Raw genomic sequence first — 24,933 nt, 5'->3', positions numbered from 1 at the left:
CCGCGCTCCCCGTCCCGGAGGGGTCACTCCTCCTCGGAGCCCTCGGAGGACTCGGCGCCCTCGGCCTCGGTCTCGCCCTCGGCGCCCTCGGCGTCCTCGTCGACGACCGGCTCGAGGTCCTCCTCGGCCACGTGCGGCACCATGACGGAGACCACGAGGATCTCGGCGTCGGTGACGAGCTCGGCGTCGCCCGGGAGGACGACGTCGCCGGCGAAGAGCTGGTAGCCCTCCTCCTTGCCCTCGACGTCGATCTCGATCTGCTCGGGGACCTTGAGCGCGTCGACCGAGAGGGTCAGGGACTGCAGGTCGACCATCGCGACCGCGGGGGACACGGCCTCACCGGCCAGGACGACGGGGATGTCGACCTCGACCTTCTCGCCCTTCTTGACGATGATCAGATCGAGGTGGTTCAGCGTGCGCTTGAGCGGGTGGCGCTGGATCTCCTTGATCAGGGCCAGGTGGGAGGTGCCGTCGGCGAGCTGCAGCTCGAGGAGGGCGTTGGGGTTGCGGGCCGCGAGCGCGGTCTCGTGACCGGGCAGCGACAGGTGCAGCGGGGCCTCGCCGTGGCCGTACAGGACGGCGGGGACGCGACTCTCGGCGCGCAGACGGCGGGCAGCGCCCTTGCCGAAGTCCTCGCGCAGTTCGACGTTCAGCTTCTCAGCCATGGTGGTGCTCCTCGTGGATGCGGGGCTCGGCGATGAGCGACGCCACGGGGCACAGGGAGGGCACGCCTCCCGGAGATCCGCACCGCGTCGATCACGGAGGGGGCAGAGCCCCCTCCCTCGCCGAAGTGACGCGCAGACAGTACCACGCAGTCCTCCCCTGGGCTTCGGGGAATCGAACGGACGTGAGCGGCGCCGCACGAGGAGGAGACCCAGCACCGCGCCGCCCCACCCCGACCTCCACCCGCTCCGTTCCCCAACTGGACCTACGTCCCTGCAGGTCAGAGCGACGAATCGGTGACCTTGGTCCCCGCGCGGACCGGCCGGTCGGGCCTACCGTTGTTCTTGTCAGGACGACACCGCTGACATGGTCATCATCGACATCACCGAGATCCGGGCACCGACCGGGTCGACACCGAAAGGCACCTGCCGTGAGCGCCTCCGCCGCCGCCCCCGCCGCTGCGACTCCCGCCCGCCCCGCCGCCGCCGAGCTGACCGCCACGCGGAAGGCCGGCTGGGGCTACACGCTCCTGGGCGTGACGCGCCTGATGGTCGGCTTCACCTTCCTGTGGGCCTTCCTGGACAAGACCTTCGGCCTCGGCTTCGCGACCCCGCCCGAGAGCGCCTGGCTGAACGGCGGCTCCCCCACCGCCGGCTTCCTCGGCGGCTCGATCGAGGGCGGCAACCCCTTCGCGGGCGTGTGGAGCGCCTTCCTCTCGATCAACCCGCTCACGGACGTGCTGTTCATGCTCGGCCTGCTCGGCGTGGGCCTGGCGTTCATGCTCGGCATCGGCACCCGCGTCGCCGCCGTCTCGGCCGCCGCGATGTACACGCTCATGTACCTCGCCGCGTTCCCGATGTCGACCAACCCGCTCTACGACACCCACCTGCTGCTCGCGGTCGCCGTCCTCGCGATGGCGGGCCTGGCCGCCGGTGACCACATCGGCCTCGGCAGGCAGTGGAGCCGGCTCGTCAAGGGCAACCGGTTCCTGATCTGAGCCCCGGCCCCACCCACCGCACGACGAAGCGGCCCCGCTCCCCGGAGGGAACGGGGCCGCTTCCTGTCGCCCGTGCGGACGGCGCGGGTGCGCCGCAGCGCGCCGCGCCCGCAGGAACAGCCGGCTCAGACCTCGCCGTCGAAGAGGCTCGTCACCGAGCCGTCGTCGAACACGGCGCGGATCGCCCGCGCCAGGAGCGGGGCGATGGAGAGCTGGGTGAGGCGGTCGAACTGCTTCTCCGGCGGGACCGGGAGGGTGTTCGTGCACACGACCTCGCGCACCTGGGAGTTCTTCAGCCGCTCGGTCGCCGGGTCCGAGAGGATCGGGTGGGTGGTGGCGATGACGACGGAGGCGGCGCCGTTGGCGATCAGCGCGTCGGAGGCCTGCACGATGGTGCCGGCGGTGTCGATCATGTCGTCGACGAGGATGCAGGTCTTCCCCGTGACGTCGCCGATCACACGCTTGGCGACGGCCTGGTTGGGGCGCGTCGTGTCGCGGGTCTTGTGGATGAAGGCGAGGTTCACGCCGCCGAGACGCTTGGACCACTGCTCCGCGACGCGGATCCGGCCGGCGTCCGGGGAGACCACGGCGATGTCCTCCTCGCCGTACTTCCTCTGCACGTAGTCGGCGAGGATCGGCAGCGCCATCAGGTGGTCCAGCGGCCGGTTGAAGTAGCCCTGCACCTGCGGGGCGTGGAGGTCCACGGAGATCATGCGGTCCACGCCCGCGGTCTCGTAGAGGTCCGCCATGAGGCGGGCGGAGATCGGCTCGCGGCCGCGGTGCTTCTTGTCCTGGCGGGCGTAGGGGAAGCTCGGCGCGATGGCGGTGATGCGCTTGGCGGAGGCGCGCTTGAGCGCGTCGATCATGATGAGGTGCTCCATCACCCAGGTGTTGATCGGAGCAGGGTGGGACTGGAGCACGAAGACGTCGGTGCCGCGCACGGACTCGCCGTAGCGCACGTAGATCTCCCCGTTGGCGAAGTCCCAGGCGTCCATGGGGAGGACCTCGACGCCGAGCTCCTCGGCGACCTCCTGGGCGAGCACCGGGTGGGCCCGTCCTGAGGCGAGGACCAGTCGCTTCTCCCCGGTGGTGACGATTCCGCTCATCGCTGCTCGTGCTCCTTGTGCTCCTCGGCGGCAGTTCCTGCGGGCGTCTGTGCCGCGGACCCCTGCTCGGCGTCGAGGGCGGCCCGGGCCGCGCTCTCGGCCGGGGTCCCCGCACGCCGTCGCAGGGTCCATCCTTCCATGTTCCGCTGCGAGACAGCGTTCACGCCCAGCGCTCCGGCGGGGACGTCCTTGCGCACGGTGGTGCCGGCGCCGGTCGCGGCGCCGTCGCCGATCGTGACCGGGGCGACGAGCACGTTGTCCGAGCCCACGCGCACGTGGCGGCCGACGGTGGTGCGGTGCTTGTCCACCCCGTCGTAGTTCGCCACGATCGTGCCGGCGCCGATGTTGGTGCCCTCGCCGATCTCGGCGTCGCCGACGTAGCTGAGGTGGGGCACCTTCGCGCCCTCGCCGATCACCGCGTTCTTCGTCTCGACGAAGCCGCCGATCTTGCCCTTCGCGCCGAGGTCCGTGCCGACGCGCAGGTAGGAGAAGGGGCCGACGGTCGCGCCCTCGCCGATCACGGCGAGCAGCGCATGGGAGCGGACCACCTCGGCGCCGGCGCCGACCTCGGTGTCGCGCAGGGTGGTGTCCGGGCCGATCACGGCCTCGGCGCCGATGTCGCTGGCGCCGTGCAGCTGGACGCCGGGGAGGATCGTCGCATCCTGGCCGATGGTGACGTCGGCGTCGATCCAGGTGGTGGCAGGGTCGACGATCGTGACGCCGGCGCGCATGTGGCGCTCGAGGATGCGGCGGTTCATCTCGGCGCCGAGCTGGGCGAGCTGGACGCGGTCGTTGACTCCCTCGACCATCATCACGTCCTCGGTCACCACGGCCCGCACGGAGCGGCCGTCGGCCCGCGCGATCGAGAGGACGTCGGTGAGGTACATCTCGCCCTGGGCGTTGTCGGTCGTGGTGCGGCCGAGCGCGTCGCGGAGCACGGCGAGGTCGAAGGCGTAGATGCCGGAGTTGATCTCGTCGATCGTGCGCTGCTCGTCGGTCGCGTCCTTGTGCTCGACGATGCCGAGCACCTCGGAGCCGTCCTCGCTGCGCAGGATGCGGCCGTAGCCGGCGGGATCGGGGACGCGGGCGCTGAGCACGGTGACGGCGGCGCCCTCGGCCTCGTGGGCGGCGACCAGCTCGCGCAGCGTCGCGGGGTCCAGCAGCGGCACGTCGCCGTAGGTGACCAGCACGGTGCCCTCGGCCGCGGTGACCTGCTCGAGGCCGCACTGGACGGCGCGGCCGGTGCCGGGGATCTCGTCCTGGTCGGCGACCCGCACCTCGGAGGCGTGCTCGGCGAGGTGCTCGGCGACGCGCTCGCGCTCGTGGCGCAGCACGACGACGAGCTCGCCCGGGCCGGTGCCCTCGGCGGCGGTGAGCGCGTGCACGAGGAGCGAGCGACCGCCGATCTCGTGGAGCACCTTGGGGGTGCGGGACTTCATGCGGGTCCCGGCGCCGGCGGCCAGGACGATGACGGCGACGGGTGCGGTGGTCTCGGCAGTGGCCACGTCGGCAGCTCCTAGAGATCGAGGGTGGGATCGACGGGTGTCGGCCGCGCCGCCCCGGAGGACGGTGAGCGTTCCGCCATCAGGACTCGAACCTGAAACTTCAGAACCAAAATCTGAGGTGTTGCCGATTACACCATGGCGGAGCGCGCCCGTCGCGGAGCGCCTGCGAGCAGACGCGGGGCACCGCCGGACGGAGCCGACGGGCGCACGGACGCGGGGCGATCCTACCGCCCGGGCGGCCTCGACCAGCGCCCCGTCGACGCTCTCGGGGCTCCGCTGACCCGCCGGTCACCGTGCGGTCGCCGTGTGGGAGACTCCCCGCATGGCGGAGAACGGGGCCCCTCGCGGTCGGTCGACCCGGATGACGGGCAAGGAGCGGCGGGAGCAGCTCGTGCTCGTCGGCCGGCGGGTGTTCGCCGAGAAGGGCTTCGACATGACCGCGGTCGAGGAGATCGCCTCGCGTGCGAAGGTCTCCAAGCCGATCGTCTACGAGCACTTCGGCGGCAAGGAGGGCCTGTACGCGGTGGTCGTGGACCGCGAGGTCTCCACCCTGCTCACCGCGCTCGAGGAGTCCCTCTCCGATCAGCGCGCCCATCCGCGGATGCTGATGGAGCGAGCGGCGCTGGCCTTCCTCGCCTACATCGACGAGAACGAGGACGGCTTCCGGATCCTCGTGCGCGACTCCCCCGTCAGCCATTCCGTGGGGACCTTCTCCTCCCTGCTCACAGACGTCTCGCGCCGCGTCGAGGTGATCCTGGCGAGGCAGCTGCGGCTGCACTCGTACCCGATCAAGGACGCCGCGCTGTACGCGCAGATGCTGGTGGGCATGGTCGCCTACACCGGCCAGTGGTGGCTCGAGACCCGCAAGCCCTCGAAGGAGGTCGTCGCCGCGCGGATGGTGAACCTCTCCTGGTTCGGGCTGAGCTCGCTGGAGAAGAATCCCGAGCTGCGCGGGGAGACGAAGGGCTGAGCTGCGCGGCCTGAGCGGCACATCGTCTGCGTCGCCCGTGTCACCCGTGTCGACCGCGGCCCGGACCGAGAACCTAGACTCGCCCCATGCCCACCACGCCTGCGCACGACGCCGCGCCGCCCCATGACGAGGTCGACCGCGTCCTCGCGGGCTGGGAGCTCGCGCGCGAGGACCTCGACGTCTCGCCGCTCGCGGTCCTCTCCCGCGTCTCGCGACTGACCCGCTATCTCGAGATCGCCCGACGCGAGGCCTTCTCCGAGGCGGGGCTCGAGGGCTGGGAGTTCGACATGCTCTCCGCCCTGCGCCGCAGCGGCGAGGACGCCCTCTCCCCCGGCGCGCTCATGCACGAGACGCTCGTGACCAGCGGCACCATGACCACCCGCATCGACAAGCTGGTCACCCGCGGCCTGGTCTCGAAGAACCGCAGCCCGCACGACGGCCGAGCGGTCGAGGTGCGGCTGCGCCCCGACGGCGTGGCCCGTGTCGACGCCGCGATGGAGCGCCTGCTCGAGGCGGAGCGGGAGCTGCTCGGCCCGCTCGCCGCGGCCGAGCAGGCGGAGCTCGCGGGCATGCTCCGCACCCTGCTGCTCACCTTCGAGTCCGACGACCCCCTCGGAGCCTGAGGCCGGCGCACGGCACCCGGTGAGCGTCCGCTCCCGCGCCGCCCCGACACTCCCCCTCCGACTCCGCTCCCCGTCCCCCAGGAGGACCCCACCCGCATGGCTCATCTGCTCGGCACCCAGTCCCTCCACGTCGCGCTGCCCGATCGCGTGCTGCTCGACGACGTCACCGTCGGCATCGACGAGGGCGACCGCATCGGCGTCGTCGGCCGCAACGGCGACGGCAAGTCGACTCTGCTGCGCCTGCTCTCCCGCGCGCAGGAGCCTGACGAGGGACGGGTGACGGTCAGGGGCGGGGTGCGCCTCGGCGTCCTGACCCAGCAGGACGAGGCGACGGTCGGGGCGAGCGTGCGCGACCGCGTGGTGGGCGACCGGCCCGAGTACGAATGGGCCTCCGACGCGCGGATCCGCGATGTGCTCGCGGGTCTGCTCGGCGGCATCGCTCTCGACGCGCCGCTCACGGACCTCTCGGGCGGGCAGCTGCGCCGCGTGCACCTGGCGGAGCTGCTGGTCGGCGACTGGGACGTGCTGCTGCTGGACGAGCCGACGAACCATCTCGACGTCGAGGGCATCGCCTGGCTCGCCGAGCACCTGCGGCGGCGCTGGAGCGAGAAGGACGGCGGGCTGGTGGTCATCACCCACGATCGCTGGTTCCTCGACGCGGTGTGCACCCGGATGTGGGAGGTGCACGACGGGATCGTCGAGCCCTTCGAGGGAGGGTACGCCGCCTACGTCCTGCAGCGGGTCGAGCGAGACCGACAGGCCGCCGCGATCGAGTCGAAGCGGCAGAACCTGATGCGCAAGGAGCTCGCGTGGCTGCGTCGCGGCGCGCCGGCGCGGACCTCGAAGCCGAAGTTCCGCATCGACGCGGCGAACGAGCTCATCGCCGGCGAGCCGCCCGTGCGCGACACGGTCGCGCTGACCCAGCTGGCGACCTCGCGGCTGGGCCGCGACGTGATCGACGTGCTCGACGTCGACGCCGGCTACGGCGGCACGACCGTGCTGGAGGACGTGACCCTGCACATCGGCCCGGCGGACCGGATCGGGATCCTCGGCCCGAACGGGGCCGGGAAGTCGACGCTGCTCGCGCTGATCACCGGGGACCTCGAGCCGCTCGCCGGGCGGGTCAAGCGCGGCAAGACCGTGACGGTGCGGCAGGTCTCCCAGCGGCTCGAGGGGCTGCAGGAGCATCTGGACTCCCGGGTCAGCGATGTCGTGGGGCGATACCGCACCACGTTCACGGCCGGCAAGGACGAGGTCTCCCCCGGTCAGCTGCTCGAGCGTCTGGGCTTCACCGCGGCGCATCAGAAGGTGCAGGTCAAGGCGCTCTCGGGTGGTCAGCAGCGTCGGCTCGACCTGCTGCTGACGCTGCTCGAGGAGCCGAACGTGCTGGTGCTGGACGAGCCGACCAACGACATGGACACGGACATGCTCGCGGCGATGGAGGACCTGCTGGACACCTGGCCCGGGCCGCTGCTGGTGGTCTCGCACGACCGCTACCTGCTCGAGCGCATCACGGACACGCAGTACGCGGTGCTGGACGGCACGGTGCGGCACGTGCCGGGCGGTGTGGAGCAGTATCTCGCGCTGCGCGCCGCGAGCGAGGAGGCCGCGGCGGGTTCGGCCTCGGGCAGGGCGACCGGCGCGGGCTCCTCCGGCGCTGCCGGCTCCGGGTCCGGCGGCAGCTCCGCGGGTGCTCCCGCCCTCGCCGGCGCCGAGGCGCATGCGGCGCAGAAGGAGCTCGGCGCGATCGAGCGGCGGATGCAGAAGCTCGAGAAGCAGACGGAGTCCCTGCACGCGAAGCTCGCCGGGCACGACCAGTCGGACTACCAGGGGCTGCAGGAGATCACCGCGCAGCTGCAGGAGGTCGAGCGGGAGAACGAGGAGCTCGAGGAGCGCTGGCTGGAGCTGTCCGAGCAGCTCGGCTGAGCGTCGACGCCCGGCTGAGGTCGGCCGGCGCACGGCACTCGGGATCCTCGATTCCCGGATCTGCTCATCTCCTCCTGACTATCTCCCCCGACTGCCGCGTCGCACGATCCAGTCACCCGGGTAGCCCGGGAGACGGTGGATCCGGTGTGGATCCGGGATGTCCGTGAGCCGCAGGCGCAGATCCGTGAGCGCGCGCTGCAGGGTCATCAGATCTCCGGACTCGTCGTTCGCCAGCGGCAGTCTCTCGCGCCCACTGTTCCCAGGGCTGATCGCGTCGCATCGGCGGTCCGCGCGCTCGCCGGTCGTGCGGTGCTCCGTCATCCGCTCCCTCGCCGCATGCTCTGCCGTCGCGGGGCTTCTCGGAACATCGGTGTCGGATGCGCGACTCGCGGATGCGCATCGTCGTCGGTAGGTGCCGAGCGGATCGAGGTTGATCGCCCCGCGGGTCGCGCTGCGGCCGTGACGGGTGGTCCAGCGGACGGTGCGGCGCACGCCGTCCTCGTCGCGGACCACGCGTGCGGTCTCCCCGGCGAGCTCCTTCTGGTTGCATGCGGCGCAGAGGCCGTTCCCGTTGTCGAGGGACGTCTCTCCGCCCTGCGACCAGGGGGTGATGTGGTCGATCTGCCGTATCGGAGCGTCGCAGTGGGGTCCGCGGCAGGTCTGGTGGGCGAGGGTGAGGAACCTGGTCAGCGCCGCGGGGAACGTCCGCGATCGTGACTCCACCGCGACCAGGTCGCCGTGGTCGAGATCGGCGTAGAGCTGACGGATCGTGAGGGCGAGGTCGGTGTCCTCCTCGGCCTGGGCCGCGCGGAGCATCTCCTCGCGCACATGGTCGTAGGGCACGGACCCGAATCCCTCGACCAGGGCGGCATCGGCGTGCGCGGGGGCGAGGAGGGAGCGGTCGGTGATGACGATCCCGACATCGAGCGTCGTGGGGTCGATGCCGTCTCCGCGGCCGATCAGCGTGTCGGCGAAGAGGTCGGCCATGATCTGCTGGTGGCCGCGCCGGTCGCCCTGGGCGCGGGCGCTCTCGGCCGCGACGTCGAGTCCCTTGCGGATCCGAGCGCCGTCGATGCCGGGGACGAGGGCGGTGATCCGCGCCATCCCGTGGTCGGTGCGCCGCACCGTCACGTGCCGCTCCCGCTTCGCGGCCTGGTGGCGCGCGGCGGCACCGGCAGGGTCGAGGGCGTGGAGGACCTTCGCCGCCTCGTCGCCCCACTGCTGAGGCCCGCATCCTTCGAGCTCGGCGAGCCGGGAGGTGAGGATCGTATCGACCTGTCGGCGCTGCTCCGGGGTCGCCGGGCCGAGGACCGAGCCGACCTTGTGGGCGGACTGCGGGAGCATGCGCGCGGAGGAGAGCGCCGAGATCATCCCGGGCATGCTGCGGACCAGCCGGCGGGAGGTCGCGAGCGTGCGCCCTGCGACCGCGCGAGAGGACTTCAGCGCCCGCGCTGCTTCGGCGCGGGCCACCAGCGCGGCCTGTCTGGGGCTCTCCTCCCGTCGGAGGCAGTCCGCCTTCACTTCATCCTCGAGGTGCACCACCGTCCGCGTGCGCAGCGACTCGAGCGCTCCCTCCAGGCCGACGATGGCCTCGAGGAGAGTCATCGTCCCGTCGATGTCCAGCGAGTCCAGGGGCGCGGAGCCCCGCGCACCGAGCTCGGCGAGGACCTCGCGGGCAGCGAGGAGGTCGAGCTCGCCGATGGTCAGCTGCTCGGCGTCGATCCGGATCGGCCGGTCCGCACGAGGAGGGAGCTCGCCGGCCGGATCCCCGGACAGGAGGCCGTGCTCCCCGGACGGGCGGCCGTGACCGCCGAAGGCACCTGCGACACCTTCGGCGATCTCGCGCTCGTTCGAGGATTCTTTCGACATGCCTCGATTTTCGCACGGCTCTTCGAGAAACAGAAGAGTCACGATGAAGCTACCGACCAGGAACTTCGCGGTGTGGATAACCGGGCCATGGGGAGGGGAGGTGAGCGGTCGCGGCAGGCAGCAGCACCAGGACCCGCGCATCGACCTGCAGAGTCACACCCACCCCGGGCCCTAAACTGCGCGTTTGAATCCTAGGCGGAATGTCAAACAACGTCGATTCCTGTGGATAACTCGGATGCCGTCCAAGATCTTCCGCGCAGAATTGTGGACAGCGCACTGTGGAAACCCGGCACGTGGGGAGGAACCCTCGACACGACGCTGTGGATGAACCTGCTCTGGGGAGGAACCGTCCATGCCGCACCCGGACGGGGCCGCGCTCGGAGGGGCAGGCCGCAGCCCGGCTCAGCACTCCTCGAGCACGCTCGGAGCAGGGCAATCCGCAGCCCGGCTCAGCTCTCCTCGAGCACGCTCGCGCCGGGCGCCGAGCCCCGCGCGATCAGGCAGGACTCCGCCAGACCAGCCTCCGTCAGGCCTGCCGCGATGGTGCGCGCGGCGGCCTCGTCCTCGACCAGCGCGGCGACCGTCGGCCCGGAGCCGCTGACGATCGCGCCGATCGCGCCGAGCCGCTCGGCGGCCTCGACGACCTCCTCGAGCCGGGGATGCAGGGCGAACGCCGCGGCCTGGAGGTCGTTATGGAGGGTGTCGGCGAGCAGCTCGAGGTTGCCGCCGCTGAGCGCCTGGAGCTGTCGCTCGTCGATCTCGGGTCGCTCCGGCGGCACCCGGCCGCCCGCGAGCACGAGCTCGTCGAAGCACCGGAAGACCTCCGGGGTGGAGAGGTGCCCGCCGGGGACGGCGAGCAGCCAGGTCCATCGGCCGTGGGTGAGCACCGTGGTGAGGTCCGCGCCGTTGCCGCGGCCGAGCGCGGTGTGGCCGAGCATCGAGAAGGGCACGTCGGCGCCGAGCCGTGCCCCGAGCGTGCGCAGCGCCTCGGCGCCGAGGCCCAGCTCCCATAGCCGGTCCAGCGCCACGAGCACCGCGGCCGCATCGGCCGAGCCGCCCGCCATGCCGCCGGCGACGGGGACCTGCTTGCGGACGTGGAGCGCCGCCGCCTCCCGCACGCCGCACTCGGTGCGCAGCAGCTCCGCGGCGCGCAGGGCGAGGTTGGTGCCGTCCAGCGGCACCTCCCCCGGCACCTCGGAGGTGATCTCGAGGCCCATCTCGTCGGCGCGGGTCGCCGTGACGATCTCGTAGAGGTCGACCGCCTGGAACACCGTCGCGAGCGCGTGGTAGCCGCGGCCGTCCACACCGCCGACGTGCAGGGACAGGTTGATCTTGCCGGGGGCGCGCACGACCACCCGTTCGAGGGCGCCGCTCACCCCTCGGCTCCCGTCGCGTCGTCCTCGAGCGCGTGACGCTCCGTCGCCCTGTCCGTCCCGACCTCGCCCTCGGCCTGCTCCGCCGCGGCGTGCGCGATGGCGCGGAACTGCTCGACCTCGAGGGTCTCCCCGCGAGCCGACGGGGCGATCCCGGCGGCGCGGAGGATCTCCTCGGCGCGTGCCGCGGTGCCCGCCCAGCCGGCGAGCGCGGCGCGCAGGGTCTTGCGGCGCTGGGCGAAGGCCGCATCGATCACGGCGAAGACCTGCTCCCGCTCCGCCGCGTTGCCGAGCGGCTCCTCGTGGCGGACCAGCTGCACCAGGGCGGAGTCGACGTTGGGGACGGGCCAGAAGATCTGGCGTGAGATCCGTCCGGCGTGGACGGCGCGGCCGTACCAGGCGGCCTTCACGCTCGGACCGCCGTAGGTGCGGGAGCCGGGTCCGGCGGTGAGGCGGTCGACGACCTCGGACTGGACCATGACCAGCGCCGAGCGGAGCGAGTCGAAGCGCTCCAGCATGGTCAGCAGGATGGGGGTGGCGACGTTGTAGGGCAGGTTCGCGACCAGCATCGTCGGCTCTCCCGCGCGGGGCAGCGCGGGCAGCTCGGTGACCTGGAGCGCGTCGGCGTGGACGAGGCGGAAGCGCTCCTCTTCGACGCCGCGTGCGCGCAGGGTGAGAGGGAGCAGCTCGGCGAGCCCGCGGTCGAGCTCGACGGCGACGACGTCCGCCTGCGCCTCGAGCAGGCCGAGCGTGAGGGATCCCAGACCCGGCCCGACCTCGAGCACGGCCTGGCCGGGCTCGACGCCGGCGCGTCCGACGATGGTGCGCACCGTGTTGGGGTCCATCACGAAGTTCTGCCCGCGCTGCTTCGAGGGGCGGATCCCCGCGGCCTCGGCGAGCTCGCGGATGTCGCGGTGGGTCAGCAGCAGGTCGGCGCCGTCCTGCCCGGCGGTGCTCATGCCGCGACCGCCTCGGGCCAGCCGTACACGTCCTGGGTGGTGGCCCGCACCGCGCGGCAGGCCTCCTCGAGGGAGGCACCGGTGGTCTCCGCGATCGTCGCCATGGTCAGCGGGATCAGATAGGAGGAGTTCGGCCGGCCGCGATAGGGCACGGGGGTGAGGAAGGGCGCGTCGGTCTCGACCATGACCTGTCCGAGGCCCACCTCGGCGAGCGCGGCGCGGAGGTCGGTCGCGTTCTTGAAGGTGAGGGTGCCGGCGAAGGAGAGGAACCAGCCGCGGTCCGCGCACTCGCGCGCGAACTCCGCGTCGCCGGAGAAGCAGTGGAAGACGGTCCGCTCGGGGGCGCCGTCGGCCTCGAGGATCTCGAGCACGTCGCGGTGCGCGTCGCGGTCGTGGATCTGGAGCGGGAGGTCGAGCTCCTTGGCGAGCGCGATGTGGGCGCGGAAGGAGGAGATCTGCGCCTCGCGGGCCTGCTCGTCCTTGCGGGAGGTGCGGAACCAGTCCAGGCCCGTCTCCCCCACCACGACCATGCCGGGGCCGCGCAGCAGCTCCGAGACCTCCGCGATCGCGGCGTCGAGGCCGACGATCCCGCGCCCCTCGTGGTCGTGGCCGCGGGCGTGCAGCGCCGCCTCGTTGGGGTGCACGGCGACCCCGCCGCGCAGGGAGGGCGGGCAGTCCGGGGCGGCCAGCAGCGCCGCGGTCCAGCGCACCGCCTCGAGGTCGGAGCCGATCGTGATCTGCGCGTCGATGCCGGCGGCGGCGGCGCGGTCCACGTGGTCCTGGACGCTGAGCTGCGTGTCCCCGTCGGCGAAGTCGAGGTGGCAGTGGTTGTCGATCACCGGGTACGGCAGCGGCTCGGGCGCGGGCGGCCAGGAGCGGTCGCGCTTCTTCCCGCGCGGATCGATGTCCTCGCGGTCGCGCACCGGCGGGAGCGCGGAGGCGGGGGTGTTCTCGTGCGGTGACGGCATGCGACCATCGTAGGAGGGTCGCCGCACTGCTCCGCACCGTGTCCTCGGGAGCGCCCCCGTGGCCTGCGGGGCCGACGGCCGTCGCGCTGCCGCGCAGCGCCGCAGAGGCGCCCGACCGGCCGTGTCCTGCACCGCCGGTGTGCTACCTCACGGAGCGCGAGGGCGCGGAATCGATGCGGATGTGGCAGGATGGGTCGTCGTTGCGCGCCCTTTCGTGCACCCGAGCGCCCCGATCGTCGTGTCCCCGGACACTGCAGCGGGTTCGGGTCGCTGCTCGGGACGGACGCCAACGCCGTTCATCCTCCGGACCGTCCAAGGAGCGTCCCATGGCAGTGCCCAAGTTCAAGATGTCCCGTGCGCGCACGCACTCCCGCCGCTCGCAGTGGAAGGCGAACAGCGCCGACCTCGTGCAGGTGACGGTCCGCGGCCGCACCGCCAACGTCCCGCGCCGCCTCGCGAAGGCCTACCAGCGCGGCCTCCTCCAGATCGAGGACTGATCCCGTGCGGGCACGGCCCGCACGCAGGACCTTGGAGAACGCCCCCGGCACCTGGTGCCGGGGGCGTTCTCGCATGCAGCGCCGGCGCGCCACGGGGCGCCCACGCCCCCGGCGCCCCATCACCGGCGTCCTCACCGCCGACGGGCGGAGAGCGCGAGATCGTAGAGCTCGCTCGCGCCCACGCCCTCGTGGGCCCGGGCGATCTCCTTCGCCGCGTCCTTGAGCCGCTCCCCCGCGGCCGCCCGCTCGAGCACCTCGTCGACGAGGTCCTCGGCGGAGGCGAGGACCGGCTCGGCCCCGGCGACCACGATCACGATCTCGCCGAGCACCTCGGTGCCCTCCGCCCAACGGACCAGCTCGGCGAGGGTGCCGCGCAAGATCTCCTCGTGCGTCTTGGTCAGCTCGCGGGCCACGGCCGCGCGTCGGCCCTCGCCGAAGGCCTCCGCCATCGCGGCGAGGGTCGCGGCGGTGCGCCGCGGAGATTCGAAGAAGACCAAGGTGCGCCGCTCGCCCGCGAGCGGCTCGAGGGCGCTCGCGCGCCGGCCCCCGCGCCGGGGCGGGAAGCCCTCGAAGGTGAAGCGGTCCGGGGCGATCCCCGAGGCGGCGAGCGCGGTGAGCACGGCCGACGGGCCGGGGATCACCGTGACGGGCAGGCCCTCCTCCGCGGCGGCGCGCACGGCCTCGAAGCCGGGATCGGAGACCACCGGCATCCCGGCGTCGGTGACCACGAGGACCCGCTGCCCGGCACGGACCGCCTCGAGCAGCGTCGCGGTCCGCTCGGCCTCGTTGTGCTCGTGGTAGGAGAGGATCCTCGCGCTCGTGGAGACCTCGAGGTCGGTCATCAGCCGGTGCAGGCGCCGGGTGTCCTCGGCGGCGATGAGGTCCGCGGAGCCGAGCGCCCGCAGCAGGCGCACCGAGGCGTCCAGAGGGTTCCCGATCGGGGTGGCGGCGAGGGTGAGGACTCCGGGCTCGAGCATCCCGCCATGCTAGTGCCGTCGGTGCCGGTCCCCTCGTCGCCGTCGGGATCCGCGTGCTGTCCGTGCCGCGGCCTGCCGATCACCTAGCATGACCGGGTGCGCACCGAGCTGTCCGAGGAGGAGTCCGCGGCGGGGGCCCGTCGTCGTGCGGCCGTCGAGGACGAGCCGGGCGCGCTGCTGGCCTCCTACCGCCGGCGTCTGCGCGCCGTCGACCTGCCGGTCTCGCGGATGGCCTGGGCCGGGGCGATGGCCGTGTTCGGCCTCGCGCTCGTGCTGCGGCTGTGGGGGCTGGGCTCCATCGGGGAGCTGATCTTCGACGAGACCTACTACGTCAAGGACGGCTTCACCCTCACCCAGCAGGGCGTGGAGATGGACTGGCCCGAGGAGCCCGATGCGGCCTTCGAGGCCGGGGACGTCGACTCCTACGAGGAGACCGCCTCCTATGTCGTCCATCCGCCGCTCGGGAAGTGGCTGATCGGCGCGGGCATGACGCTGCTGGGAGCGGACAGCCCCTGGGGCTGGCGGATCTCCTCCGCCGTGCTCGGCTCCCTCGCGGTGCTGATGCTGACCTTCATCGCGCGGCGGCTGTTCCGCTCCACCACCGCGGGCCTCATCGCGGGGCTCCTGTTCGCCGTGGACGGGATGGCGCTCGTCCATGCGCGCACGAGCCTGCTGGACCCCTTCCTGATGGTCTTCGTGCTCGCCGCCTTCGGCGCGCTGCTCATCGACCGCGACCGGTTCCGGGAGCATCTCGCGCTGACCGCCGCCCGGATGCAGCTGGCCTCCGAGGCGCCGCCCCCGCTCGGGGCCGCGGGCGGGCTGCGACCCTGGCGGATCCTGGCCGGGGCGCTGCTGGGGGCGGCCTGCGCAGTGAAGTGGTCGGGGCTGTACTTCGTGGCGGTCTTCGGGATCATGACCGTGCTGTGGGACTGGTGGGCGCGCCGCACGATCGCCCAGCCCCGCTGGTTCCTCGTCGGGCTGGTGAAGGACGCGATCCCCGCGTTCTTCGCGGTGGTCGGCACGGCGCTGCTGACCTACCTCGTCTCCTGGGCCGGCTGGTTCGCCTCCTCGATCGGGTACAACCGGCACCTCGCGGCCGACGAGGGCGTCGCCACCGGGTTCGGTCCGCTCGATGCGCTGATCTCGCTGTGGCTGTACCACCGCCAGGCCTACGACTTCCACGTCGGCCTCGACTCCGAGCACCCGTACGCGGCGCATCCCGCGGGCTGGCTGCTGCAGCTGCGGCCGACGAACTTCTACTACCGCTCCTACGACTACGGGGAGAACGGCTGCGAGGTCGCCCGCTGCGGCGCGCACATCCTCGACGTCGGAAATCCGCTGATCTGGTGGCTGGGAGCGCTGGCGATCCTCGTCGCAGTGGTGCTCGGGATCGTGCATCGCGACGGGCGGGCGTGGGCGTCGCTGTCGGGGATCGTCGCCGGCTACCTGCCGTGGCTGCTGTACACCGACCGCACCATCTTCACCTTCTACGCGATCGCCTTCGAGCCGTGGCTGATCCTGTGCCTGACCTACATGCTCAGCCTCGTGATCGGTCCGCCGGGCGCGGAGCGGGAGCGGCGCCTGGCCGGCGGGCTGTTCGTCGGCTCGCTGCTGGTGCTCATCGTGATGGTCTCGGCGTTCTTCTGGCCGGTGTGGACCGGGCAGGTGCTGGACGTGGAGCAGTGGCAGTACCGGATGTGGCTGCCGTCCTGGACCTGACGGACCGCGGGCGCGCCGGCATCCCGTGCGGCAACCCCGCAGTCCGGTGCATCACGGCCCCTGCCCGCCGCTACGATGACGCCATGGCCACGGACTCCTCAGCGCTGCGAGCTCTCGCCCACGACCTCGGTGTCAGCACCCGGTACTGGGGGTGGGACGGCACCGAGAAGGATGTCGCGGACTCCACCCTGCACGCGATCCTCGCCGCGCTCGGCTCCCCGGTCGCCTCCGACGCGGACATCGCCGCCGTCCGCGCCCGCCGCGATCGCGCCCCGTGGGAACGCACCCTCCCGCCCGTGACGGTGATGCGCGAGGACCGGGCATCGAGCGTCCCCGTGCACGTCGACCACGGCACCCCCGTCACCGTGCACGTCCTGCTCGAGGAGGGCGGCCGGGTCGACCTCGTCCAGGGCGAGGACCACACCCCCGCCCACGACCTCGACGGCACGCTGCGCGGCCGCGCCCGCTTCCTGCTGCCGGAGGGCCTGCCGCTGGGCTGGCACCGGCTGGTCGCCGAGACCGCCGCCGGTCCCGCCGAGGCGGACCTCGTGGTCACCCCGGCACGGCTCACCGTCCACGAGCAGTACGCGGCCCGGCGCGCCTTCGGCGTCCAGGCGCAGCTGTACTCGGTCCGCTCCGAGCGGTCCTGGGGCATCGGTGATCTCGCCGACATGCGCGACCTCGCCGCGATCACAGGAGCCCGCCACGGCGCGGACTTCCTGCTGGTGAACCCGCTGCACGCCTCCTACCCGACCCCGCCCGTGGAGCCCTCCCCCTATCTCCCGGTCACCCGGCGCTTCACCGCCCCGCTGTACCTGCGGATCGAGGACGTGCCCGAGCACCGCTCCCTCACCGAGGTCGCCCGTCAGAAGGTCGAGCTGCTGCGCGGCACGGTCGCGGACCGCAACACGCGCGGGGACCGGCTCGAGCGCGACGCCGTGCTGGAGGCGAAGCTCGAGGCGCTCGAGGAGCTGTTCGCGGTGCCGCTGACGGCGGGCCGGGCCGCGCTGCTCGACGCCTACCGGGCGCGGGAGGGGCAGGGGCTCGAGGACTTCGCCCTGTGGTCCGCGATCGCGGAGTCGGTGCGCGGCACGCCCGGGGAGACCGTGCTGCAGCACCTCGACGAGGCGGTCCTCGAGCAGGCACGGACCGAGCTCGCCGACCGGATCGAGTTCCACGTCCGCGTGCAGTGGTGGCTGGACGAGCAGATGGCCGCCGCCCAGGCGGCCTCGCGCAAGGCCGGGATGCGGATCGGGATCATGCACGACCTCGCCGTCGGCGTGGAGCAGGTCGGTGCGGACTCCTGGGCCCTGCAGGACGTGCTCGCGCGCGGCGCGACCGTCGGCGCCCCCGCCGATCAGTACAACCAGCAGGGCCAGAACTGGTCGCAGCCGCCCTGGCACCCGGAGCGTCTGCGCGAGGCGTCCTACCGGCCGTGGCGGGACATGCTGCGCACCCTGATGCGGCATGCCGGCGCGCTGCGGATCGACCACGTGCTGGGCCTGTTCCGGCTGTGGTGGATCCCCGAGGGGCACCGGGCGGCCGACGGCGCCTACGTCTCCTACGACCACGAGGCGATGATCGGGATCCTCGTGCTGGAGGCGCAGCGCTCGGGCACCCTCGTCGTCGGCGAGGACCTGGGCACCTTCGAGCCGTGGGTGCGCGACTACCTGGTGGACCGCGGGATCATGGGCACCTCGATCCTGTGGTTCGAGTACGACGGCGAGGGGAAGCCGCTGCGCGCCGAGGACTACCGCACCCTGTGCATGGCCTCGGTGAACACCCATGACCTGCCGCCGACGGCCGGCTATCTCGCCGGCGACCACGTCACCCTCCGCCACGAGCTCGGGCTGCTGGAGCGGCCGCTGGACGAGGAGCTCGCGACCGACGCCGCCGGACGCGAGAAGGTGCTGGACGTGCTGCGGGCCGAGGGGCTGCTGGCCCCGGGTCCAGCAGTCGACGTCGAGGAGACGGTGATCGCCCTGCACCGGCACCTGGCCCGCACCCCGTCGATGCTGCTCGGGGTCTCGCTCGTGGACTGCGTGGGCGAGCGGCGGATCCAGAACCAGCCGGGCACCGACGAGGAGTACCCCAACTGGCGTATCCCGCTCGCGGACCCGGCCGGCCGACCCGTCGGCCTCGACGAGATCGCGACCGATCCCCGCACCGCACGACTGCTCGCCGCGGTGCGAGAGGGGATCGGCGGGCGCTGAGCCCGCTCTCCCCGCCCGCCGGGACGCTCGACGACGCAGCCCCGCCTCCCGTGATCGTGGGAGGCGGGGCTGCGTCGTCGGCGGGGCAGGCTCAGGAGGCGGTGACGGTGCCCCACTCCTCGCGCGCCTCGAGGAAGGCGCGGGCCGCGGCCTGGGCGCCCTCGAGGCTGTGGTGGGCGCCCCAGCCGCACTGCACCTCGTTCGCGGCGGGGACCTCGTCTGCCGCGAGCAGGTCCCGCAGGGTCGCCTCGAGGACCGGGGCGAAGCCGTCTGCGTCGTGGTCCCCCACCAGCAGCACGTAGAACCCGGTGCGGCAGCCCATCGGGGAGACGTCCAGGACGTCCGCGGAGTGGTTGCGCATGTGCTCGGCCATCATGTGCTCGAGGGAGTGGACCGTCTCGGACTCGAGATGGGCGAGGTTCGGCTGGGTGAAGCGGACGTCGAACTTGGTGAGCACGTCGCCGCCGGGCAGCTCCTTGCGATCGGCGATGCGCAGGTAGGGCGCGGCGACGGTGCGGTGGTCGAGGTTGAAGCTCTCGACGTTCATGCGGGGCTGCTCGGTCATGGTTCTCCTCTGGTCGGGTGTGGGCGGAGGATTCAGGGGCCGACGGGGCGGGTGCGCGGTCGGCACGTGCGGAGGCGCGACGCAGGCGCTCTGCGCGGCTCGGTCAGCGGCTCGAGCGGGCGGTGCGGCCGCGGACGACGCCGACGAACTCCTGGCGGATCTCGTCGTCGGCCGCGCGGGGCCAGGCGAGCGCGATGCGGGTCGGTTCGCCGTCCCGCAGAGGGAGGGCGACGGCGTCCTTGCGACGGTGGAGGCGGGCGAGGGAGAGCGGGACCCGCGTGAAGCCGACTCCGCTCGCGGCCACGGCGATCCGTGAGGCGGCATCGTCGAGGTGCTCCTGTCGGATCTCGGTCTGCCCCTCGAGGTCGGCCTCGACGATGTCGTCCTGCAGGCTCAGCACGTCCTCGTCTCCGACGACCACGCAGGCGCGCTCCTCCCACAGCGCCACCCGGTGCAGCTGCTCGCCCGACTCCTCCGGCAGCGGGAGGCGCACGAAGCACATGTCGACCTCGCCGCCGATCAGCGCCTCCGTCTGGCGGGACAGCGGCACGGGGACGAGCTCGAGCCAGGCGCCGCGACGTCCGGACTTCCAGCGGCGCAGGAAGCGGTCGGGCTCGACGCCGGGCACGAAGCCGACGCGCAGGGTGGTGTGGTGCATGGGACCAGACTAGGGCCCCGCCCCGTCCGAGGTCGTCCCGACGCTCCTCGACCGCTCGGCGCGGGCGAGGACGCGCAGGAGGTCCGGGGTGAAGCGCTCGGCGCGGACGAGGTTCAGCATGTGGTTGCCGTAGGGCAGCAGCTCGAGCCGGCCCTGCGGAGCGGCGGCCGTGAACGATCGCTCGTGCAGGCGCAGCTGTTCGAGGCGGCCGTGGAGGAAGGTCACCGGCGCGGGGATGCGGGACAGCTCGCCGCGCAGGTCCAGGGAGGCGACGGCGGCGAAGGCGGGGGCGACCACGTCGATGTCGGCCCGTCCGCCGCGCAGGTACGCGCGGGCCCCGTCCCGGCCCAGCAGCCAGGTGAAGGGGAAGGCCTCGGTGCCCGTGCGCATCGCGGGCAGCAGGTCGGTGGCGGTGATCAGGCGGGCGTAGAGCCGGGCGGTGAGCGGGGTGGGCTGGACCGCGGCGCCGCAGGCGACGAGGGAGCCGAGGACGGGTGGTGCGCCGGCCCTGTCGGTGCCGGAGTCGGCCTGGTCCGCCTCCCCGAGCCGCGCCGCGGAGCGGATGGCGAGCAGCCCGCCGAGCGAGCTGCCGACGAGGTGGACGGGCAGAGCGGTCGCCTCGTGCGCGGTGCGCGCGGCGCCCTCGATGACGGACTGCGCGGCCTCGAGGGTGAAGTTCTCGCCGCGGCGTGCGCCGTGCCCGGGCAGGTCCGGGGCGAGGACGTGGTGCCCGGCGGCGCGGAGCGCGGGCACCTGCGGGTCCCACTGGCTGTGCGAGGTGCGGGTGCCGTGCACGAGCACGACGGGCCAGGGGCGCGCGTGCCCGGCAGGGCCGGAACCGACGGGAACCGCGGGGTCGCTCACGCCGGCACCGTCGCCGCCGCGCAGCGGTGCAGCACCTTCGCGAAGCGCTTGGGACGGGAGAGGTTCGCGATGTGCCCGGCGTCCTGGAGGATCACGAGCTCGCCGTCGCGGGCGGCCTCGACGAACAGCGCCTCGTGGCGGCGGAAGGGGTCGTGCTCGCCGTTGACGAAGGTGATCGGCACGTCGATCGCGGCGACGTCGGCGAGCAGGTCGAGGGCGCCGATCGTGCGCACCACGGTGCGGATCACGCCGTGGGCTCGGCCGCCGCCGTAGTACCGCTTCGCGGCCTTGCGGGTGTGGCGCCGGGCGAAGGAGCGGGCGACGCGGGCGTCGGAGTCGCCGGGCAGCCAGTCCTTCATCGTCATCCACAGCCCGTACATCCGCGCCATCGCGGGACCGGGAACGATTGTGCAGTCCGCGGCGACGACGCCCGCGAGCCGGCCGGGGTTCGTGCCGGCGAAGTGGAGGGTGAGATAGCCGCCGAGCGAGAGGCCGACGAGCAGCGGCGGCTGCTGGCAGCGGGAGACGGCCTCGTCGATCGTGGCGAGCGCGGACTCCAGGGTGAAGGGCTCGCCGCGGCGGGCGCCGTGGCCGGGCAGGTCCGGGGTGATCACCTCGTAGCCGCGCTCGCGCAGGCGGCGCACCTGGCCCTTCCACATGGTGCGCGAGGAGCGCACGGCGTGGATCAGCACGATGCTCCGAGTCACGGCGTCCCCTCCCCCGGTCCTCTGCGGCCCGTCCCGCACGGAGCGTACCGGAGCTCTCGGAGCGGGACTAGCCTGGGACGATGCCGAGCTACCGCCTCCACCTGCCGATCGGTGCGCTGCGCACCGGCTCCTCCCCCGCCGACGTGCTCGAGCAGGCCGCGTTCGCGCTCGGCTCCCTCCACGCCGTGGAGCGGAAGGACGTCGAGGCGCCGCTCGTCGCGGGCCGGCGCGTCGGCCGGGTGGTGCTGCGCTTCGGCGTGGATCCGAGCTCCCGGGCGGAGGAGGACGAGTCGGCACGGCGGGCCCTCGCGGCGGTGGCCCGGCATCTCGAGGAGACCGTGTGCGAGGTCGCTCCGGCGAGCGCCGTGGTGCTGAGCCGCGGTGCGGGCGGACGGTTCCGTCCGATCCCGCCCTCACGCTCCGGGGCCTGATAACGAGTGCCGGGCCTGGGACGGGCCCTGGTCGTGTGGTGGGATGAGAGCGGTGCGCCGTCCGCGCGTGCTGCCGTCGTCCCAGGGGGAGAACGATGATCCAGCCCGTCACCGCACCCGTCGGCCGCCCGCTCGTCAGCGCAGTCACCGGCACCAACGGCAAGACCACCGTCGCGACCGCGACCCTGCAGCTGCTGCGCGCGGCGGGGCTGCGCGCGGCCGGCTGCGACTCGACCGGGATCGACGACGTACACGGTGCGGTGAGGCCCGCGCAGTTCCGGCGCTCTGCGCAGTTCCTGCCGGACCTCATCGCCGAGCAGGTCGCGCTCGGTGCGGAGGCGATCTCGCTCGAGGCCTTCGTGGGGATCCTCAAGGACGGGCTGCTCGAGCACGTCGAGGTCGACGTGGCGGTGTGCACGGGGCTCGAGCGCGACCATCTCGACGTGCACGGCAGCCTCGAGGCGTACTGGGGCGCGAAGCTGCGGCTGTTCGAGGAGCACCTGCGGCCCGACGGGGTGGCGGTGCTGGCGACGGACTGCGCGCAGGGGGATCTGGTGCGGGACGCGGCGGCGCGGCGCGGGGCGCGCCTGGTGACGGTCGGTCCCGGCGGTGACGTGGTGCTCGAGGAGGCCGAGGAGGTCGCCGCGGCCGACGGGGCGGTGCGGCTCGAGGGGGTGCTGTGCGTGGGCTCGCAGCGTCTCCCGGTGCTGCTGCCGACGGTGCACGCGGTGACGGTGATGAACCTGCTGCTCGCGGCGAGCGCGGTGATCGCCCTCGGTGCGGGGCCCGGGACGGTGGCCGAGGCGCTGGCCGGGGTGACTCCTCCCCCGGGCCGGCTCGAGGTGATAGGGCGCCGCGGCGGCGTCACCGCGATGGTCGACACCGCGCACAACCCCGCGGCGCTGCGCACAGCGCTCACGGCGGTGCGGGACCGGACCGAGGGCAGGGTGCTCCTGGTGGTCGGTGCCGGCGGGGAGCGCGACCGGGCCAAGCGCGCCCCGATGGGCGAGATCGCGGCCGAACTCGCGGACCTCGTCGTCCTCACCGACGACAACCCGCGCCGGGAGCCGCCCGCCCGGATCCGCGCCGAGGTGCGGGAGGGCTGCCCGGACTCGATCGAGGTGCCGCGCCGGGCCGATGCGATCCGCGCCGCCTGGGAGATGGCGCGCAGCGGCGACGTGGTGCTGGTGGCCGGCAAGGGCGACGAGACGGAGCAGCTGGTGGGGACGCAGCGCGTGCCGCACGATGACCGGGCCGTGCTGCGGGAGCTGCTGGCGCGGGACTGACGGGCCGGACGTGACGGTCCGGACATGACGGTGCGGCGCCCGCTCCTCGCGGACGCCGCACCGTGGTCGGATCAGATCAGGCCGCTGTCGGGGTCGTACCCGCCGTCCGGGTCATAGCCGCCATCGGGGTCGTACCCCCCGTCCGGGTCATACCCGCTATCCGGGTCGTACCCGCCATCCGGGTCATACCCGCCGTCCGGGTCGTAGCCCCCATCGGGGTCATACCCGCCGTCCGGGTCGTACCCGCCGTCGGGATCGTAGGTGGAGCGTGCGTCGGTCATGGTGTCCCCCTCGGTGTCGTCGGACCGATGCACGACCGAGTGAACCCGGTCACACGACGAGGCGCAAGGGACGGGAGGGAATCCATGGCGACATCGCCGCGGCCGTCCCGCTCGCGAGCACGAAGAACCCCGCCGGTCCGTAGACCAGCGGGGTGATTTTGTGGAGCTAGGGGGATTCGAACCCCCGACCTTCTCATTGCGAACGAGACGCGCTACCAACTGCGCCATAGCCCCATGTCGCTCGGCGACCGCATCAGATTAGCACCCCACCAGGGATGCTGTCGCATCGAGGCGGGCCTCTTGACGAAGGTCACAGAGCGGACGCTCGGCTCCGGACCCGCAGAGCCTGCAGCTCGTCCTGCAGCGCATCGAGCACCTCGAGCCGCCCCTGGCCGGTGCAGGCGACGTAGGCGGGCTGGAGGTGGTCGGGACGCTCGTCGGCCTTCTCCCCGGGCCAGGTGCGCAGGGAGCCGCCGGCGCGGCGGACGATGTGGAAGCCGGCCGCGACGTCCCAGGAGTTGATCGCGGTCAGGGCGGTGGCGTCCGCCCATCCCGCGGCGACGTAGGCGAGCTCGAGCGCGGCGGAGCCCAGGTGGCGCACCGCGGAGACCGAGTCCTCGAGGGTGCGGACGGCGTTCGCGGCGTACTCCGGGAAGCGGGAGCCCGTGCGCTGGCCGGGGTAGCCGGAGAGCACGAGGGCGTCGGGGGCGGGGCGCGTCTCGCGCGGGGTGATCTCCCGGCCGTTCAAGGTCGCGGGGCCGTCGGCCGCGGCGAAGACCTGGCCGAGCACCGGCGCGTCGATCACTCCGGCGACCAGCTCGTCGCCGATCGTGACGCCGATCGAGATGCAGAACAGCGGCAGGCCGGCGGCGAAGTTGCTGGTGCCGTCGATCGGGTCGACGTAGAAGCTGACCTGCCCGGGACCGGAGTGCTCCGCGGCGGGGCGCTCCCCGCCCTCCTCGCCGACGATGCGGGCGGTGGGCAGCAGGCGACGCAGCTCGGAGACGATGATCTCCTCGCTGCGGCGGTCGTGCTCGGTGACGATGTCGTGGCTGGAGGTCTTGTACTCGCGGGAGAGGTCGTCGCGGTCGAGGCCGCGGAGGTACTCGGCGGCGGCATGCGCGGCGGTGAGGGCGTGCTCGAGCAGCTGGGCCGGGGACGGGGCGGAGGAATCGGTGGTGTTCATCACCGCCAGGCTAGTCCGCCCTGGTCAGGATCGGGGCGACGGCCCGGGGCGCGGACGCCTCCCCTCCCTCGAGCTGCCCTCCAGGGCGGACCCGGCGCTGTGCGGCGTGCACCGAGGCAAAGTCGTCGACAGTGCGCGGGCCGACGATGCCCGGGCGGGCGAGGACCCGGTCGAGCAGCCCCCGCACCCGCAGCGACTTCGAGACGATGCGCACCGGGTCCGCCTCAGGCGCGGCGGCGGGCGAGGATCTCGTCGAGGTGGAGGTCCTGCGCGGGGGCGAAGCTCTCCTCGACCGCCTCCGCCTCCTCGACGTGCGCGCGCTCCAGCGGCACGGACTCCGGGAGCATGCTGCGGCGGTGGGCGGCGTGACGGGCGGCGAGGTCGTCGACCTCGCCGCGCAGGGCGTAGGTGGGCCGCGGCACCGGGCGGGGAGTCCACTCCCCCGGGCGCGTGACCTGCTCGGCCGCGCGCTCCGAGGCGGTCTCGAGCGCGGACGCGGAGGGAGCCTCGGCCTCCGCGGACACGGCGGGATGCTGCGCGGCGGAGACGGCCGACGGGGCGGGCAGCTCGCGGCCGGTGCTCGCGGGCGC

At 73.2% G+C, this 24,933-nt stretch carries 23 protein-coding genes, 2 tRNA genes and 1 pseudogene; 9 read left to right on the top strand and 17 right to left on the bottom strand.

What is annotated here, in order from left to right; translation table 11 throughout:
- Window positions 1–23: 23 nt before the first annotated feature.
- Window positions 24–665 carry a 50S ribosomal protein L25/general stress protein Ctc gene (locus HMPREF3159_RS03995; protein WP_070499781.1) on the bottom strand — a complete coding sequence of 214 codons (642 nt, stop codon included), beginning with the start codon at window positions 663–665 and terminating at the stop codon, window positions 24–26.
- Between the two features lie 428 nt (window positions 666–1,093).
- Between HMPREF3159_RS03995 and HMPREF3159_RS03990 the strand changes: the two genes are divergently transcribed.
- Window positions 1,094–1,660 carry a hypothetical protein gene (locus HMPREF3159_RS03990; RefSeq protein WP_070499780.1) on the top strand — a complete coding sequence of 189 codons (567 nt, stop codon included), beginning with the start codon at window positions 1,094–1,096 and terminating at the stop codon, window positions 1,658–1,660.
- A gap of 125 nt (window positions 1,661–1,785) precedes the next feature.
- On the opposite strand, the gene HMPREF3159_RS03985 is transcribed toward HMPREF3159_RS03990, so the two are convergent.
- From HMPREF3159_RS03985 to HMPREF3159_RS03975, 3 genes are all read right to left on the bottom strand, one after another.
- Window positions 1,786–2,766: a ribose-phosphate diphosphokinase gene (locus tag HMPREF3159_RS03985; RefSeq protein WP_010551089.1), complete on the bottom strand. Its 981-nt coding sequence runs from the start codon at window positions 2,764–2,766 to the stop codon at window positions 1,786–1,788.
- On the bottom strand, window positions 2,763–4,271 hold the full coding sequence (glmU, locus tag HMPREF3159_RS03980; protein ID WP_070499779.1) for a bifunctional UDP-N-acetylglucosamine diphosphorylase/glucosamine-1-phosphate N-acetyltransferase GlmU: 1,509 nt from the start codon (window positions 4,269–4,271) through the stop codon (window positions 2,763–2,765). Before glmU ends, HMPREF3159_RS03985 begins: the two co-directional genes overlap by 4 nt.
- Window positions 4,272–4,342: 71 nt before the next feature.
- Window positions 4,343–4,414 (bottom strand) — tRNA-Gln (locus HMPREF3159_RS03975).
- 179 nt (window positions 4,415–4,593) lie between these two features.
- On the opposite strand from HMPREF3159_RS03975, the gene HMPREF3159_RS03970 reads away from it, so the two are divergent.
- From HMPREF3159_RS03970 to HMPREF3159_RS03960, 3 genes are all read left to right on the top strand, one after another.
- Window positions 4,594–5,241, top strand: a complete 648-nt coding sequence (locus HMPREF3159_RS03970) for a TetR/AcrR family transcriptional regulator (RefSeq protein ID WP_070499778.1) — start codon at window positions 4,594–4,596, stop codon at window positions 5,239–5,241.
- Window positions 5,242–5,327: 86 nt separating this feature from the next.
- Entirely contained in the window at window positions 5,328–5,864 is a 537-nt protein-coding gene (locus tag HMPREF3159_RS03965; protein ID WP_070499777.1) for a MarR family winged helix-turn-helix transcriptional regulator, read from the top strand.
- Window positions 5,865–5,960: 96 nt separating this feature from the next.
- Window positions 5,961–7,790 (top strand): ABC-F family ATP-binding cassette domain-containing protein, encoded by a 1,830-nt coding sequence (locus HMPREF3159_RS03960; RefSeq protein ID WP_070499776.1) that lies wholly within the window; start codon window positions 5,961–5,963, stop codon window positions 7,788–7,790.
- A gap of 78 nt (window positions 7,791–7,868) precedes the next feature.
- Here the strand turns inward: HMPREF3159_RS03960 and HMPREF3159_RS03955 are convergent, their stop codons facing one another.
- The 4 genes from HMPREF3159_RS03955 to HMPREF3159_RS03940 all read right to left on the bottom strand — a co-directional run bounded on the left by HMPREF3159_RS03955 (window position 7,869) and on the right by HMPREF3159_RS03940 (window position 12,959).
- Window positions 7,869–9,659 (bottom strand): HNH endonuclease signature motif containing protein, encoded by a 1,791-nt coding sequence (locus tag HMPREF3159_RS03955; protein WP_070499775.1) that lies wholly within the window; start codon window positions 9,657–9,659, stop codon window positions 7,869–7,871.
- A 449-nt stretch (window positions 9,660–10,108) separates the two neighbouring features.
- A complete protein-coding gene (locus HMPREF3159_RS03950) occupies window positions 10,109–11,035 on the bottom strand; it encodes a 4-(cytidine 5'-diphospho)-2-C-methyl-D-erythritol kinase (protein ID WP_070499774.1) in 927 nt (308 codons plus the stop codon).
- Window positions 11,032–11,991 (bottom strand): 16S rRNA (adenine(1518)-N(6)/adenine(1519)-N(6))-dimethyltransferase RsmA, encoded by a 960-nt coding sequence (gene rsmA, locus HMPREF3159_RS03945; protein WP_070499773.1) that lies wholly within the window; start codon window positions 11,989–11,991, stop codon window positions 11,032–11,034. The genes HMPREF3159_RS03950 and rsmA overlap by 4 nt, the downstream gene beginning before the upstream one ends.
- Entirely contained in the window at window positions 11,988–12,959 is a 972-nt protein-coding gene (locus HMPREF3159_RS03940; protein WP_070499772.1) for a TatD family hydrolase, read from the bottom strand. Before HMPREF3159_RS03940 ends, rsmA begins: the two co-directional genes overlap by 4 nt.
- A gap of 326 nt (window positions 12,960–13,285) precedes the next feature.
- Here HMPREF3159_RS03940 and rpmF point away from each other — a divergent pair, with 326 nt between their 5' ends.
- Complete coding sequence (gene rpmF, locus HMPREF3159_RS03935; RefSeq protein WP_070499771.1) at window positions 13,286–13,456, top strand: 50S ribosomal protein L32; 171 nt, start codon at window positions 13,286–13,288, stop codon at window positions 13,454–13,456.
- A 131-nt stretch (window positions 13,457–13,587) separates the two neighbouring features.
- Here rpmF and rsmI read toward each other — a convergent pair whose 3' ends face one another.
- Window positions 13,588–14,433, bottom strand: a complete 846-nt coding sequence (gene rsmI, locus HMPREF3159_RS03930; protein ID WP_070499770.1) for a 16S rRNA (cytidine(1402)-2'-O)-methyltransferase — start codon at window positions 14,431–14,433, stop codon at window positions 13,588–13,590.
- Between the two features lie 96 nt (window positions 14,434–14,529).
- On the opposite strand from rsmI, the gene HMPREF3159_RS03925 reads away from it, so the two are divergent.
- Together HMPREF3159_RS03925 and malQ are read left to right on the top strand one after the other, a co-directional pair.
- Window positions 14,530–16,152 carry a dolichyl-phosphate-mannose--protein mannosyltransferase gene (locus tag HMPREF3159_RS03925; RefSeq protein ID WP_070499769.1) on the top strand — a complete coding sequence of 541 codons (1,623 nt, stop codon included), beginning with the start codon at window positions 14,530–14,532 and terminating at the stop codon, window positions 16,150–16,152.
- 83 nt (window positions 16,153–16,235) lie between these two features.
- Window positions 16,236–18,365, top strand: a complete 2,130-nt coding sequence (gene malQ / locus HMPREF3159_RS03920) for a 4-alpha-glucanotransferase (RefSeq protein WP_070499785.1) — start codon at window positions 16,236–16,238, stop codon at window positions 18,363–18,365.
- A gap of 91 nt (window positions 18,366–18,456) precedes the next feature.
- On the opposite strand, the gene HMPREF3159_RS03915 is transcribed toward malQ, so the two are convergent.
- The 4 genes from HMPREF3159_RS03915 to HMPREF3159_RS03900 all read right to left on the bottom strand — a co-directional run bounded on the left by HMPREF3159_RS03915 (window position 18,457) and on the right by HMPREF3159_RS03900 (window position 21,159).
- Window positions 18,457–18,930 (bottom strand): S-ribosylhomocysteine lyase, encoded by a 474-nt coding sequence (locus tag HMPREF3159_RS03915; protein ID WP_070499768.1) that lies wholly within the window; start codon window positions 18,928–18,930, stop codon window positions 18,457–18,459.
- A 103-nt stretch (window positions 18,931–19,033) separates the two neighbouring features.
- Window positions 19,034–19,588, bottom strand: a complete 555-nt coding sequence (locus HMPREF3159_RS03910; RefSeq protein WP_070499767.1) for a type 2 periplasmic-binding domain-containing protein — start codon at window positions 19,586–19,588, stop codon at window positions 19,034–19,036.
- 9 nt (window positions 19,589–19,597) lie between these two features.
- Window positions 19,598–20,452, bottom strand: a complete 855-nt coding sequence (locus HMPREF3159_RS03905) for an alpha/beta fold hydrolase (RefSeq protein WP_070499766.1) — start codon at window positions 20,450–20,452, stop codon at window positions 19,598–19,600.
- Window positions 20,449–21,159 carry an alpha/beta fold hydrolase gene (locus HMPREF3159_RS03900; protein ID WP_083305783.1) on the bottom strand — a complete coding sequence of 237 codons (711 nt, stop codon included), beginning with the start codon at window positions 21,157–21,159 and terminating at the stop codon, window positions 20,449–20,451. Before HMPREF3159_RS03900 ends, HMPREF3159_RS03905 begins: the two co-directional genes overlap by 4 nt.
- Window positions 21,160–21,239: 80 nt before the next feature.
- Here HMPREF3159_RS03900 and HMPREF3159_RS03895 point away from each other — a divergent pair, with 80 nt between their 5' ends.
- Window positions 21,240–21,590, top strand: coding sequence for a hypothetical protein (locus tag HMPREF3159_RS03895; RefSeq protein ID WP_070499765.1), 351 nt, complete (start codon window positions 21,240–21,242; stop codon window positions 21,588–21,590).
- A 95-nt stretch (window positions 21,591–21,685) separates the two neighbouring features.
- Window positions 21,686–22,876: a Mur ligase family protein gene (locus HMPREF3159_RS03890; protein ID WP_070499764.1), complete on the top strand. Its 1,191-nt coding sequence runs from the start codon at window positions 21,686–21,688 to the stop codon at window positions 22,874–22,876.
- A 71-nt stretch (window positions 22,877–22,947) separates the two neighbouring features.
- On the opposite strand, the gene HMPREF3159_RS03885 is transcribed toward HMPREF3159_RS03890, so the two are convergent.
- From HMPREF3159_RS03885 to HMPREF3159_RS03865, 4 genes and pseudogenes are all read right to left on the bottom strand, one after another.
- Window positions 22,948–23,157, bottom strand: a complete 210-nt coding sequence (locus HMPREF3159_RS03885; protein ID WP_141748062.1) for a hypothetical protein — start codon at window positions 23,155–23,157, stop codon at window positions 22,948–22,950.
- A gap of 161 nt (window positions 23,158–23,318) precedes the next feature.
- Window positions 23,319–23,391: transfer RNA gene (locus tag HMPREF3159_RS03880), tRNA-Ala, on the bottom strand.
- 76 nt (window positions 23,392–23,467) lie between these two features.
- Window positions 23,468–24,343, bottom strand: coding sequence for an inositol monophosphatase family protein (locus HMPREF3159_RS03875; RefSeq protein ID WP_070499762.1), 876 nt, complete (start codon window positions 24,341–24,343; stop codon window positions 23,468–23,470).
- 224 nt (window positions 24,344–24,567) lie between these two features.
- Window positions 24,568–24,933, bottom strand: a pseudogene (locus HMPREF3159_RS03865) (hypothetical protein); the annotation flags it as partial.

The sequence above is a fragment of the Brachybacterium sp. HMSC06H03 genome, from assembly GCF_001807385.1.
GTDB classification, from domain to species: domain Bacteria; phylum Actinomycetota; class Actinomycetes; order Actinomycetales; family Dermabacteraceae; genus Brachybacterium; species Brachybacterium conglomeratum.
The sequence above is the reverse complement of the archived record's forward strand: the minus strand, read 5'-3'. Positions and strand labels throughout refer to the sequence as shown.